A 13,230-nucleotide genomic window follows, 5' to 3' on the forward strand; every position below is an offset into this window, starting at 1 on the left:
AAACAGACTGCTGCAAATTTAATCTCGAAAGATAAACAGGCCCTAAGTTAAACCAATAATTTAGTTACAGGCTACTGCTCTCGGGCAATCGCTCTGTAAGCAATATCGGTGCGGTACTCCATACCTTCCCAGCTAATTTGTTTTACAAGCTCGTATGCACGTTGCTGTGCCTCGGTAACGGTATTGCCGAGTGCCGTTGCACATAATACACGTCCACCTGCGGTGACAACGTTTTCGCCATCTTGCTTAGTACCCGCATGAAATACTTTTTCATCAGCAGGGTAGTTAACTTTAAGGCCTGATATTGCATCACCTTTAGGGTAATCACCTGGGTAGCCTTTAGCGGCAAGTACAACACCTACGGCTGCGCGCGGGTCAAACTCAATGGTTGTTTTATCAAGCTCTTCGCGGTTTGCCGCTTCAACTAGTTCAACCAAGTCTGATTTAAGACGAAGCATCATTGGTTGCGTTTCAGGGTCACCAAAACGACAGTTGTACTCAATTACTTTAGGCGTGCCCTGGGCATCTATCATTAAGCCTGCGTATAAAAAGCCAGTGTAAGGATGACCTTCGCTTGCCATACCCTCAACGGTAGGAACGATTACTTCGTTCATAATGCGCTGGTGGATTTCGTCGGTTACTACTGGTGCCGGTGAGTATGCGCCCATGCCGCCAGTATTTGGACCTTCATCGCCATTGTATGCACGCTTATGATCTTGGCTTGTTGCAAATGGCAAAATGTTTTTACCATCAACCATAACAATAAAAGAGGCTTCTTCGCCTTCTAAAAACTCTTCGATCACGACGCGGCTGCCAGCCTCGCCAAAAGCATTACCGGCAAGCATATCGCGAATAGCGTCTTCAGCTTCGCGCTCATCCATTGCCACAATAACGCCTTTACCAGCAGCTAGACCGTCAGCTTTTATTACAATTGGCGCGCCTTTTTCTTTTAAATAAGCAAGGGCTGGGTCAATTTGTTCAAACGTTTGGTAATCAGCAGTTGGGATGGCATGGCGAGCTAAAAAGTCTTTAGTAAACGACTTAGAGCCTTCTAGCTGCGCTGCACCGGCTGTTGGACCAAAAATAGCGAGACCGTGTTCACGGAACTTATCTACAACGCCCAATACAAGCGGTACTTCAGGGCCAACAATAGTAAGTTCTACATTGTTTTGTTGCGCAAAGCTTAATAGGCCATCTAGGTCTTCAACGTTAATTGCAACGTTTTCTAGTTTTGGCTCAAGTGCAGTACCGGCATTACCTGGTGCTACAAATACAGTGTTTACTTTCGTGTTTTGAGCGGCCTTAAACGCAAGTGCGTGTTCGCGGCCGCCGCTGCCAATGACTAATACATTCATGGCGAAATATTCCTATTTAAAGCGGTTTTTTAAATTTCAGCGTCATACGGTCGCTTTCACCAATAGCTTTGTATTTATCAGCGTCTTGTTCGCCAAGGCGTAAGCTAGGTGGTAGCGTCCACACCCCTTTAGGGTGATCGGCTGTATCTTTTGGATTGGCGTTAATCTCACTGCTTGCAACTAATTCAAATCCAGCTTTTTTAGCTAAATCGACCACGTAACTTTGCTTCATGTAGCCGGTTGATTTTTGGTCCTCATCAGGTCGGCTTTCATCTAAGCGATGTTCAACTACACCTAATACGCCACCTGGTTTTAAAGCCTTATAAAAAGACTTAAATGCACTGAGTGCGCCTTTAGTGTCTTTGCCCATGTACCAGTTATGTACATTGCGAAAGGTTAATACCATGTCGGCAGTGCCGGCTGGGGCAATATCAGTGTGCGTTAATGGGGCAAACTCAGAAATTTTTACTTTGCTAAAACGCTCATCTTCGGCCACTTTTTTCTTAAAGCCAGCTAAAGAGCGCTGGTAGTAACCTACCGATGAATCACTCGGAAAATGCGCTGCGTAATATAAGCCTTGCTCTTTAAGTGCTGGGGCTAAAATTTCGCTGTACCAACCACCACCAGGGGCAATTTCAACCACGGTCATTGTTGGTTTAAAACCAAAAAATGCCAGTGTTTGCTCAGGGTGACGGTATTCATCGCGGGCGCTATTTTTAGCGCTACGCTCGCTTGATTGAATAGCATGGCTAAGGCTTGACTCATGGTTATGGCTAAGTGCCATTGTTGAGGTCAGCGTAAGCGAGGCAACAAGTAGTGACTTTAGTGCAAATTTCATCGTTTGTTCCTTAACATTTTATATAGGTGTTGAACCAGAATACGTGAATTGATTGCAAACAAAAAGGGCTAAACGTTGTGTTTAACCCTTTGTGTGATTAGTGGCGGAAGTGGCGCATGCCGGTAAATACCATCGCCATGCCAGCTTCGTCAGCGGCGGCGATAACTTCTTCATCGCGCATTGAACCGCCCGGTTGAATAACCGCGGTAATACCAGCGGCAGCGGCTGCATCTATACCATCACGGAATGGGAAAAACGCATCTGATGCCATTACAGAGCCTGGTACTTCTAGGTTTTCATCAGCGGCTTTAATACCCGCTATTTTAGCTGAGTAAACACGGCTCATTTGGCCTGCGCCTACGCCAATGGTCATACCGTCGCGGGCATATACAATCGCGTTTGATTTAACAAACTTAGCCACTTTCCAGCAAAATAGTAAATCTTTAAGTTCTTGCTCAGAAGGCTGGCGCTTAGATACGACTTTTAAATCGCCTTGGGTAACCATGCCTAGGTCGCGGTCTTGTACTAAAACACCGCCGTTAACGCGTTTAATATCGTGGCCAGTTGCTTTGCCACTCCATTGACCACACGCTAATAAGCGTACGTTCTTTTTAGCTTCAACAATTTTTGCTGCTTCGCTTGAAACGCTAGGGGCAATAATTACTTCAACAAATTGACGCTCAACAATGGCTTGTGCTGTTGCAGCGTCAAGCTCGCGGTTAAAGGCAATAATGCCACCAAACGCTGAGGTTGGATCTGTTTTAAAGGCGCGGTCGTAAGCACTAAGAATATCTTCGCCAATTGAAACGCCACATGGGTTTGCGTGTTTAACAATAACACATGCAGGTACATCAAATTCTTTAACACACTCAAGTGCTGCGTCGGTATCTGCAATGTTATTAAACGACAGGGCTTTACCTTGTAGCTGAGTAGCTGTTGCAACAGACGCTTCGCTTACGTTGTTTTCAACATAAAAAGCAGCATCTTGATGCGAGTTTTCACCGTAACGCATATCTTGCTTTTTAGTGAACTGCATATTGATAGTGCGTGGGAATTTAGTTTCTTCAGCGGCCTCTTCAGTGTAATCAGGTACCATTTTGCCAAAGTAGTTAGCAATCATGCCATCGTACTGAGCTGTGTGCTCATACGCGGCAATGGCTAAATCAAAACGTGTTTTGTACGTTGTTGAGCCATTGTTGCTTTGCATTTCGCTAATAACGCGCTCGTAATCGTTTGCGTTTACCACGATGGTGACGTCTTTGTGGTTTTTAGCGGCTGCACGAACCATGGTAGGTCCGCCAATATCAATGTTTTCAATAGCATCTTCAAGGCTGCAGTTTTCTTGAGCGACAGTATTCGCAAAGGGGTATAAGTTAACTACAACAATATCGATAGCAGAGATGTTGTTATCTGCCATTACGCTTTCATCTTGTCCGCGACGCGCTAAAATACCGCCGTGAATTTTAGGATGAAGGGTTTTTACGCGACCATCCATGATTTCAGGATGACCTGTGTGATCTGATACTTCAGTCACTTTTATGCCGTTATCAGCAAGGAGTTTGCAGGTACCGCCAGTTGATAAAATATCTACACCTTGCGCTTCTAGTGCGCGGGCAAATTCAACAATACCGGTTTTATCAGACACACTTAATAGTGCGCGACGAATAGGACGATGAGTATCCATTGTAGTTTAATTTCCTCAGTTAATGAGCTAGCTTAGAAGCGGGCATTTTAACTGATTACTACTCAAAAAACGACTTATAAAGCGCCAATAAGCGTGAGCATTTTGCAACATCTATACTAAATTGTGTGCATAAAAAAAGCACCCTAAGGTGCTTTTTTTGCATGATACCAATTGTATTGGATTAGTAAGCAGTTATAGCGATAGAAAAACAACTCTATAACATGGCAAAAATTTCACAGTGTAGTTATTCTACATAAGAAATTTTTAACGCCGTTATGGGCTTGTTTAGCTCGTTAGCATGCTTACGCTTTCAATATAATTAGTATTAGTTCATGCCGTATTTTTTAAGCTTTTTACGTAAAGTACCACGGTTGATACCTAGTAAAATTGCCGCACGAGTTTGGTTACCACGTGTGTATGTCATTACTTCTTCAAGTAATGGCGCTTCTAGCTCTGAAAGAACAAGGTCGTAAACGTCTTGCACATCTTGACCGTTAAGCTGCTTTAAATAGTGGTGAACAGCTTTTTTTACTGCATCACGCAATGGCTGCGGTTTCTCGTGTGACTGAACATGAGGGTTTGTGATAAATGGAGAAGTCACGTTTTGTTCGAACATTATTTAATCTCTTTCTTTCTTAGTTAGCTGCTAGTGTTTTAAAGTATTGCGTTAATGCGTCAACCTGTGCTTGTGGGTTGTCGAGCGCATTAAATACTCGCCTAAACTGACCGTCACTGTCATGGGTTTGCAAATACCAAGATACATGTTTGCGAGCGATTCGCGCTCCCATTGGCTCGCCGTAAAACGCATGGAGGTTATCTAAATGCTCCATTAAAATACTTCGCACCTCTGAAATAGCAGGTGGTGGTAAGTGTTCTCCAGTTCGCAAATAGTGGTCTATCTCCCTAAATATCCAAGGGCGACCTTGGGCGGCTCGGCCAATCATGATGGCATCTGCACCCGTATAGTCCAAAACCTGCTTTGCTTTTTCTGGAGATGTAATATCACCATTAGCAACCACAGGTATCGACACTGAGCGTTTTATATCCCTAATCGTGGCATATTCTGCTTCACCTTTGTACATACATGCGCGTGTACGCCCATGTACGGCAAGTGACGCAATGCCATAACGCTCAGCTATTCTCGCAATCTCTACACCATTACGGTTGTCCTGATCCCATCCTGTACGGATTTTAAGTGTGACCGGGATATCAACAGCGTTAACCACTGCATCAACTATCTCTTCCACAAGTTCAGGAAACTGTAATAATGCAGAGCCTGCGAGTTTCTTGTTCACTTTTTTTGCTGGGCACCCCATATTGATATCTATGATCTGTGCACCGTTAGCAACATTGAATTGTGCGGCCTGCGCCATAAGCTCAGGATCAGCTCCTGCAATTTGCACCGCGCGTATACCCGACTCACCGCTGTGATCCATACGGTTCATCGATTTTTCAGTTTTCCAAACCTTCGGGTTTGACGATAACATTTCAGACACGGCCAAGCCTGCGCCTAAGCGGCGGCAAAGCTGTCTAAATGGTCTGTCTGTAATACCTGCCATTGGCGCGACTATTACATTATTCTCAAGTTGGTATGAACCGATACGCACTGTATTCAATAGGCCTCTTTTCAAGGGGCGCTAAGTTTACGGTTTTTTTAGGAAAAATCAAAGGCTATAAATTGAACAAAAGTGACTTTTTTTTGCCCTTTTCGTATTGACTTTTGATAACCGCATGACAAGTGGGTCGATTTGTTTGAAATTTAAACAAAAAATAATTTTGTCAAATTATGCGTGCTAATTTTCTAACTGTAAAAAAATAGTAAAGCCTGTTAAATGCAGGCTTTACATGCAAGTTTTGAGTTAAAACTCTAAATTTATAAATGTATGCGGTTAGCTATTTTTTGTACCGCTTACACGGGTCCAATCACCCTCTAGTGCAATATCGTCAAGCTCAATAAAGGGTGCGTAAATATCGGCAACCGATTGGGCTTGCTCTTCTAATATACCCGACATAGCAATTTTGCCACCCGGTTTAAGTAATCCCAAAATTACACTGTGAAGCTCACGCAGCGGCTGCGCTAAAATATTAGCTACTACAATATCAGCACTAAACTCAGGTTGGTTTTCTGGTAGGTATACCTCAAGCTTATCGGCTACGCCATTACGTTGTGCGTTGTCTAAGCTTGCTTCTAGTGCTTGCGGGTCAATATCAATACCTATCATGCGCTCTGCGCCAAGTTTTATGGCTGCGATACCTAAAATGCCCGATCCACAACCAAAATCAACTACCGTTTTGCCGGTTAAATCTTGGCTTTCTAACCATTTAAGGCACAATGCCGTTGTTGCATGTGTACCCGTACCAAACGCAAGGCCTGGGTCGAGCAGTACATTAACTGCATCTGGGTCTGGAATGTCGCGCCAGCTTGGGCAGATCCACAGTTTTTCGCCGAACTGGATTGGGTGAAAGTTATCCATCCACTCACGTTCCCAGTCTTTATCTTCTAGTTGCTCAATTTTGTATACCAGTGTGTCTTTAATTTCATCATGACGCTTAAGTAATGCAATTACCGCGTTCATATCATGATTGGCTTCAAATAGACCAATTACAGTGGTATCGGCCCAAAACTCAACGGTGCCAATTTTAGGCTCATAAATAGGCGTGTCTTTAGCGTCAATAAAAGTAACAGAGGCGCTGCCTGCTTCCATTAATAAGTCACTCACTGCATCTGCGGTAGCAGCATTGGCATTGATACGGATTTGGATCCAAGCCATGGTTGTTTCCTTTAAATAGAAAAAAGGCCGCTACAGCGGCCTTTTTAGTTTATATGAAGCGCTAAATTATTTAGCGTCTAAAAAGCTTTTTAGTAAATCAGAGCGAGAAGGGTGGCGTAATTTACGCAGTGCTTTCGCTTCTATTTGACGAATACGCTCACGTGTTACGTCAAACTGTTTACCTACTTCTTCTAAGGTGTGGTCGGTATTCATATCAATACCAAAGCGCATACGAAGTACTTTAGCTTCACGGGCTGTAAGGCCTGCTAGCACGTCGTTTGTTGCGCCACGAAGAGATTCCATTGTTGCCGAGTCGATTGGCGAATCAATAGTGGTATCTTCGATAAAGTCACCTAAGTGCGAATCTTCATCATCACCGATTGGTGTTTCCATCGAAATTGGCTCTTTGGCAATTTTAAGTACCTTACGGATTTTATCCTCAGGCATCATCATGCGTTCTGCTAATTCTTCAGGATTTGGCTCACGACCCATTTCTTGTAACATTTGACGAGAGATACGGTTAAGTTTATTAATCGTTTCTATCATATGTACTGGAATACGGATTGTTCTTGCTTGGTCAGCAATTGAGCGGGTAATCGCTTGGCGAATCCACCACGTAGCATAAGTCGAGAACTTATAACCACGGCGGTATTCAAACTTATCTACCGCTTTCATCAAGCCAATGTTACCTTCTTGGATTAAATCTAAGAACTGTAAACCACGGTTTGTGTATTTTTTAGCAATTGAGATTACAAGACGTAAGTTAGCTTCAACCATTTCTTTTTTCGCACGGCGCGCTTTTGCTTCACCAATGCTCATACGACGGTTAATGTCTTTAATACGCTCAATGCTTAAGCCTGTGCTTTCTTCAATTACACATAGCTTTTGGATGCAACGAATAATTTCAGGCTTCACTTCTTCAAGTTTAGCTGAGTGTTTTTCGTTAGCATTTATTTCTAGGTCTAGCCACGCTGAGTCAGTTTCGTTATTAGCAAAGTGCTTAATAAACGTTTTCTTAGGTAGCTTAGCAATTTGTACCGCTTGTTTCATGATAAGGCGTTCTTGAATACGCACTCTATCCATCATTTCACGCATGTTGTTAACCATGCGATCAAACTGTTTTGGTACTAATTTAAAAGTTCTGAAAAGCTCGCCAATTTCAAAAATAGCGGCTTGAGAATCTGGGTGCGAACGCCCTTTTTCATCAAAGGTAGCGCGAGCTTTAACGTATAAATCACGTAAGTTTTCAAAGTGAATACGGGCTTCTTCTGGATCTGGGCCTGTATCTACTTCTTCTTCGTCTTCATCGTCATCGCTGTCTTTGTCATCTTCATCATCGTCTTCATCAAGTTGTTCTTCACTTAATTCAGAGCCAATGTGAGTTGCTGAGATTTGCGCTTCGTCTTCGTTAGGGTCGAAAAAGCCTGAAATAATGTCGCTTAAGCGCATTTCTTCTGCTTCAAACTTATCCCACTGTTCAAGTAGGTAAGTAATCGCTTCAGGGTATTCGGCAACAGAAATTTGTACCTGGTTGATACCTTCTTCAATGCGCTTAGCGATTACAATTTCGCCTTCACGTGTAAGAAGTTCAACAGTACCCATTTCACGCATATACATGCGCACTGGGTCAGTTGTACGGCCAATTTCTTTTTCTACAGTTGCAAGGGCTGCAGCAGCAGCTTCTGCTGCGTCTTCGTCTGTCGTGGTTTCTTGCATCATTAATTCATCAGCATCAGGCGCGTTTTCGCTAACCTTGATACCCATGTCATTAATCATGCTAATGATATCTTCTACTTGATCTGAGTCGATTATGTCTTGTGGAAGGTGATCATTTACTTCAGCAAAAGTTAAGTAGCCTTGCTCTTTACCTTTTTGAATCAGAAGTTTTAATTGTGACTGAGGAGTTGGATCCATAGAGATTGTTTCTTCCACTCTGATAAGTTGATACAACAGGCGTCATCATAGAGTTAGCCTTTTAACTAACTTTAATAATGTGACGCAGTGAATAGCACAGTATAACAGTTTAAATCAAGTCTGACTAGCTGTTACTCGCTTTTAGCGCTGTCATAAGTAAATGACATTCTAGTTTTTCATCACTTGATAAGCCCTGTGTCTTGTCCTTTATTAATAGGGTCTCTAGTCGATAATTTAAACACTGATCTTCAATAAATTTAAAAGTATTTTGAAAAACAGTCTCTAAACGCTCATCACTAATTTGGTGCTGCCATGTGGCAAGCTTTACTAGCGGTTCGTAATCCTCGGAATCTCTAAATGATTCGAGTAAAACAGCTGTGTTAGCATTGTCTTTTTGCAGTGCGCGCTCTTGTAAGCGCAGTAGCAAACCAATGCCTGCTATGTTCATTTGCGCCAATTCTGGCAAATGGGGCACACTTTTAGCTAACTGTGGGTGCTGAATTAAAATACCAATAGCTTGGCGCATTGGGGTAATTTTAAATTTTCGTTCAACAGCGTGTTGTTGCTTTGGTGTTTTTAAGCGGCTATTTAGTTGCTCACGCGTACGGCCAATTAATCGTCCTAACTGCTCTAAAATATTTTCTTGGTAAAATTCACTCGGAATTTTTTCAATTAACGGCAAAGCGGCACTCAACAGCTTAGCTTTGCCTGAGTCGAGTGTTAGGTCTACTTCTTGGCTAAGCTTATTAAATAACACTTTGGTAAAATCATCTGCTTGGCTTAAGCGTTGCTCAAACTGTGTTTTACCTTCTTGCTGAACCAGTGAATCAGGGTCTTCGCCGTCAGGTAAAAATACAAAGTGTAATGCTTTGCCATCGTTTAAGTAGGGCAGGGCATTTTCTAGTGCTCGCCATGCAGCGTCGCGGCCAGCTCTGTCGCCATCGTAACAACAAATAACTTTGTCGGTGGTTCTAAATAGCGTATGCATATGCTCGCTTGTTGTTGCGGTGCCAAGCGCAGCTACGGCATATTCAATACCTTGCTCTGCAAGTGCAACTACATCCATGTAACCTTCTACAATAAGTACATGTTCAAGCTTTTTATGTGCTTGTTTTGCCTCATAAAGACCATATAGCTCAAAGCCTTTATGAAAAATGCGGGTCTCTGGTGAGTTGAGGTATTTTGGCCCTTGGTCGGCTTGCATTACACGCCCGCCAAAGGCGATAACACGGCCACGTTTATCACGAATAGGGAACATTAACCGATCGCGGAAAAAATCAAACTGCCTACCTGGTGTTTTTTCTGAGGCGAGCTTAAGCTCGACCAGCTGTTCTTTTTGCTCTTTTGTTCGGCCAAGTTGTTGGCACAGCGCTTCCCATTCGCTCGGCGCATAGCCAATCATAAACTTTTTAACGGTTTCGCCACTTAAACCACGCCCTTTTACATAGTCAATCACCGCAGCAGAGTTACTGTGGTGCTTTAATTGATGCTGGTAAAAGCGTGCTGTGTGTAACATTAAATCGTAATCTGAGCGCTTTTGCGCTGCCGTGCGCTCAGGTGCTGAGCTACTGCCTTTCTTGCGAGGTACGTCTAAATTTAAAAGGCTTGCGAGCTCTTCTATAGCATCAACAAATTCAAGCTTGTCGTATTCCATAACAAACGAAATAGCGTTGCCATTAGCACCACAGCCAAAGCAGTGGTAAAACTGTTTATCTTGAGAAACAGTAAACGAGGGAGATTTTTCGTTATGGAAAGGGCAGCAAGCTTGGTAGTCTTTACCTGCTTTTTTAAGACCAACTTTAGAGTCTATTAGCTCTACAATATCTGTTCTGGCGAGTAAATCGTCAATAAAATTTCGTGGGATCTTTCCAGCCATGTTTTGTAAGTAGTCCTAACAATTGGTGAGGTGTAATTTCAACATAATGCGCGCATTTATAAAAGGGGTATTGGTAAGCTAAAAAGCTACATCATATCCATGGGCAATAATACTTAATCATTTTCAGGTGCTAAACCTGACGCTAACAGCGTGCAAAGCTAGGATATTGAAGGTAGAGCAGTGCAGGCGCAGTAAGTGATAGCCCTAAATAACCCATTTTACCTAGCCCTCGATGTGCTTTTGTAGCTACACAATAAATCACTTAATTACATGCACGATCATTACTTAGAAGCGTTTTGTTTGTCTACTTAAACGAAGAAACCGAGCACTAGGCTCGGTTTGCTTTAATCATACTTTGTGTATGTGGGAGTATTAGGCTGTTAATCGTTGCTTAATTAAACCAGAAAGCTTGCCCATATCGGCACGTCCTTCGGCTTTGCTTTTGATTATGCCCATTACTTTACCCATGTCTTGCATACCTGCTGCATTAGTATCAGCAATAGCCGCATCAATAAGGGCAACTATTTCTTCTTCACTCAATTGTTGAGGTAAAAAAGTTTCTAGTGCTGCGATCTCATTGGCTTCAATTTCGGCTAAATCTTCACGCCCAGCATCTTTGTACTGAGTGTAAGAATCACGACGTTGTTTAACAAGCTTCACTATAACGGAGGTAATACCTGCGTCGTCTAGTGTTATTTGCTCGTCAATCTCACGTTGCTTGATTGCGGCAAGCACCATACGAATAGGGTTAAGACGTTGTTTGTCTTTCGCTCTCATCGCATCTTTTTGCGCATCTTTTAGCGTTATTAAAAGGCTCATTTATACAAGACCTAATACTATTAGTATAATTTAACGCGACGTGCGTTATCGCGAGAAAGCTTCTTCATGTGACGCTTAACCGCTGCAGCTTTTTTACGCTTACGCTCAGCTGTTGGCTTTTCATAGTGCTCGCGACGACGAACTTCTGAAAGGATACCTGCTTTTTCACATGAACGCTTGAAGCGACGAAGTGCTACGTCAAACGGTTCGTTCTCTCTTACTTTAATTACTGGCATTAAAAATTCACCTACCTAAATTATGAGCGTTGCTCAAGTTGATCAAACATTGATCAAGTGGTTCAAAAATGGTGCGGTATTGTAATCCGAAGCAACACCACATGTAAAGGATAATATTAACAGAAATGCAGCGGCTTAAATAGTGTTAATTTGGCTGGCGTTGGTATAGCCTGCAGAATACTTGCCCTGCTTTTTTCTCTTTAATTAACAGCCAGTTATCTGGTTGTGAAAAGCTGCTTAGTTCGGTTTCCACCTCAACATAAATGAGCGCGTCTTCGCTAAGCCATTGGTTATTTTCTAATAAATCACAGCTACTTTGCGCTAAGTTTTTACGAAATGGTGGGTCAACAAAAACTAAATTAAATGGTGAATTTGTATTCTTTTGCTCTAAATATGAGAGTGAATTAGTGTGTTTTACCTGTGCATTTTCAAGCTTTAAGGTACTAATATTTTGCTCAATTTGCTTAGCAGCCGAGGCATCTAGTTCGATAAACGTGGTGCTTTTAGCAAACCGAGAAAGCGCTTCAAAGCCAAGCCCGCCAGAGCCTGCAAAGCAATCGAGTACTGTTGCATCGCGCGTATCTTGCATTAACCAATTAAACACGGTTTCTTTAATGCGGTCTGTTGTTGGGCGTAGCCCTTCTACATTTTTTACCGGCAGTTTACGGCCACGAAATTGCCCGCTGATTACTCTAATAAAGCCGTCAGTAGATTTGCTAATTGCTTTATTTTTCGTTGTTTTTTTTCTCATTTAGGTCACTAAAAAATGGTATAAGGGATCTAGCTCAGATAATATTGTGCGTAGTTTACGTTTAGCTTCATTTTTCAACCGCATTAAAAGTGTTACTATTTAGCACTTACGTTTTGAACGGTTGTTTGGCCGGCACGCTTTGCTGAGCCACACCAAGCTATTTCAAATTTTAGTTTATCAGATTTTTATAAGTGGTTATTAGCAAGTATGGCAAAAAAAAGTAAATTCATGTCTTGGCTCGGTTTTGGTAAGTCAGATAAAAAACAAGCAGAAGCTGATAAACAACAGGCATTAGCTCAGCAACAAGAAGCTGAGCGCTTAGCGGCAGAAAAGGCCGAAGCAGAGCGTGAAGAACAAGCGCGTATTGCTGCTGAAAAAGCACAAGCAGAGCGTTTAGCAATTGAAAAGGCTAATGCAGAGTTGCTTGCAAAAGAGCAAGCCGAAGCACAGGCGCAACAACAAGCACAAGCTGCTCGTCTAGCTGAGCAAGAAGCGCAAATGCGTTTAGAGCAAGAGCGTATGGCTGCACAGCGAGCTGAGCAACAACGTTTAGACACAGAGCGCGAGCAAGCTGAGCAAGATGAAAAATTAGCAATTGAAAAAGCCAACGCTGAGTTGCTTGCGAAAGAGCAAGCTGAAGCACAGGCGCAACAACAAGCACAAGCCGCTCGTTTAGCAGAGCAAGAAGCGCAAATGCGTTTAGAGCAAGAGCGTGTTGCAGCAGAAAAAGCAGAAGCTGAACGTGTAGAGCAACAGCGAATTGCCACAGAACAAGCAGAAGCTGAACGTGCAGAGCAACAGCGAATTGCCGCAGAACAGGCAGAAGCTGAGCGTTTAGAACAAGAGCGTATTGCCGCAGAGCAAGCAGAAGCCGAGCGCTTAGAACAAGAGCGTATTGCACAAGAACAGGCAGAAGCTGAACGTGCAGAGCAAGAGCGAATCGCACAAGAACAAGCAGAAGCTGAACGTGTAGAGCAACAGCGAAT

Annotated in this window: 11 protein-coding genes and 1 pseudogene; 1 reads left to right on the forward strand and 11 read right to left on the reverse strand. The window is 42.9% G+C overall.

All coding sequences use genetic code 11. The features are described from left to right. Positions 1-71: 71 nt before the first annotated feature. The 11 genes from purD to rsmD form a co-directional block, all read right to left on the reverse strand. A complete protein-coding gene (gene purD, locus AN395_RS13230) occupies positions 72-1,355 on the reverse strand; it encodes a phosphoribosylamine--glycine ligase (RefSeq protein ID WP_024031418.1) in 1,284 nt (427 codons plus the stop codon). Positions 1,356-1,371: 16 nt separating this feature from the next. Next, complete coding sequence (locus AN395_RS13235; protein WP_024031417.1) at positions 1,372-2,193, reverse strand: class I SAM-dependent methyltransferase; 822 nt, start codon at positions 2,191-2,193, stop codon at positions 1,372-1,374. 97 nt (positions 2,194-2,290) lie between these two features. Next, positions 2,291-3,877 (reverse strand): bifunctional phosphoribosylaminoimidazolecarboxamide formyltransferase/IMP cyclohydrolase, encoded by a 1,587-nt coding sequence (gene purH / locus AN395_RS13240; protein WP_004588631.1) that lies wholly within the window; start codon positions 3,875-3,877, stop codon positions 2,291-2,293. 325 nt (positions 3,878-4,202) lie between these two features. Beyond that, on the reverse strand, positions 4,203-4,493 hold the full coding sequence (gene fis / locus AN395_RS13245) for a DNA-binding transcriptional regulator Fis (RefSeq protein WP_002957804.1): 291 nt from the start codon (positions 4,491-4,493) through the stop codon (positions 4,203-4,205). A gap of 19 nt (positions 4,494-4,512) precedes the next feature. After that, positions 4,513-5,484, reverse strand: coding sequence for a tRNA dihydrouridine synthase DusB (gene dusB / locus AN395_RS13250; RefSeq protein WP_004588630.1), 972 nt, complete (start codon positions 5,482-5,484; stop codon positions 4,513-4,515). Between the two features lie 282 nt (positions 5,485-5,766). Then, positions 5,767-6,648: a 50S ribosomal protein L11 methyltransferase gene (gene prmA, locus AN395_RS13255; protein ID WP_004588629.1), complete on the reverse strand. Its 882-nt coding sequence runs from the start codon at positions 6,646-6,648 to the stop codon at positions 5,767-5,769. 66 nt (positions 6,649-6,714) lie between these two features. Then, positions 6,715-8,562, reverse strand: a complete 1,848-nt coding sequence (gene rpoD, locus AN395_RS13260; protein WP_054983281.1) for an RNA polymerase sigma factor RpoD — start codon at positions 8,560-8,562, stop codon at positions 6,715-6,717. A 124-nt stretch (positions 8,563-8,686) separates the two neighbouring features. Continuing rightward, entirely contained in the window at positions 8,687-10,438 is a 1,752-nt protein-coding gene (gene dnaG, locus AN395_RS13265; protein ID WP_054983282.1) for a DNA primase, read from the reverse strand. Between the two features lie 372 nt (positions 10,439-10,810). Further along, positions 10,811-11,257 (reverse strand): GatB/YqeY domain-containing protein, encoded by a 447-nt coding sequence (locus AN395_RS13270; protein ID WP_004588626.1) that lies wholly within the window; start codon positions 11,255-11,257, stop codon positions 10,811-10,813. Between the two features lie 20 nt (positions 11,258-11,277). Continuing rightward, positions 11,278-11,493, reverse strand: a complete 216-nt coding sequence (gene rpsU / locus AN395_RS13275; RefSeq protein WP_002957797.1) for a 30S ribosomal protein S21 — start codon at positions 11,491-11,493, stop codon at positions 11,278-11,280. 145 nt (positions 11,494-11,638) lie between these two features. Then, positions 11,639-12,244 (reverse strand): 16S rRNA (guanine(966)-N(2))-methyltransferase RsmD, encoded by a 606-nt coding sequence (gene rsmD / locus AN395_RS13280; protein ID WP_004588625.1) that lies wholly within the window; start codon positions 12,242-12,244, stop codon positions 11,639-11,641. Between the two features lie 207 nt (positions 12,245-12,451). Here rsmD and AN395_RS19670 point away from each other — a divergent pair. Continuing rightward, positions 12,452-13,230: pseudogene (locus tag AN395_RS19670) on the forward strand (signal recognition particle-docking protein FtsY); the annotation flags it as partial.

Origin of the sequence: Pseudoalteromonas sp. P1-30, assembly GCF_001400005.1 — a bacterium.
In the GTDB taxonomy this organism is placed as follows: domain Bacteria; phylum Pseudomonadota; class Gammaproteobacteria; order Enterobacterales; family Alteromonadaceae; genus Pseudoalteromonas; species Pseudoalteromonas atlantica.